This window comes from Luteitalea sp. (assembly GCA_009377605.1).
Taxonomy (GTDB): domain Bacteria; phylum Acidobacteriota; class Vicinamibacteria; order Vicinamibacterales; family Vicinamibacteraceae; genus WHTT01.
In genome coordinates this window covers 1-625 of sequence record WHTT01000291.1, presented here as the reverse complement: position 1 = coordinate 625, position 625 = coordinate 1, and the positions used below count along the sequence as shown (strand labels likewise).

General features: G+C 66.9%; 1 protein-coding gene. It reads right to left on the bottom strand.

Features of this window, described 5'->3' with window-relative positions; all coding sequences use genetic code 11:
* The coding region (locus GEV06_28980; protein MPZ21875.1) for a hypothetical protein at positions 1–593 on the bottom strand (593 nt) is incomplete at its 3' end.
* Between the last annotated feature and the right edge of the window lie 32 nt (positions 594–625).

Sequence of the window (625 nt, the reverse complement as noted above, 5' to 3'; positions counted from 1 at the left end):
CAGGCTGCGCGGCGGCGCACCGTATCGTTGACGCGTGCGTCCTTCGCGAGCAGGTGCATCAGATCGAGTGAACGTGGCTCGTGCAGCCTGACCAATGTGTCGATCAGCGCAACCTGCACGAGCGGCGACTGCTGCTGGTCAGACGCGAGCGCATCAACGAGGCCGTTACGAACACGGGTGTCGTCGACGAACGGCTCGAGCGCGTCGATGGAGGCCAATCGCACGTTCACGTTCGGGTCGTATGCCAGTCTGTCCAGCAGGGCGTTCACGACTTCGGCGCCCGGGCGATCGAGCTGATAGCTCCACGTCACGCCACGCAGCCGCTCGGAGGCCGACTGCTGCTGCAACAACGTCAACATGACCATCTGTCGCGTGTCACGCAGCTCTTGGCGCAGCCCCGACAGCTCCGTCCCCGACGACCCACTGGGCCAGCTCCGGCCGGCGGCGAAACCGATCGCCACACACAGCGCCGCTGCCGCCAGTTGCCACACCGGGTGCCGCCAGCCTTCGCTCGCCTTCGGCGAGCTTCGGCTCGGCAAGCCAGGGAGCTGCGGGTTCACGGGAGAGCCCTGGGCACGCCAGCCATCGAGCATGGCGTCGAATCGACGCCGCAGAAAGGGTGATG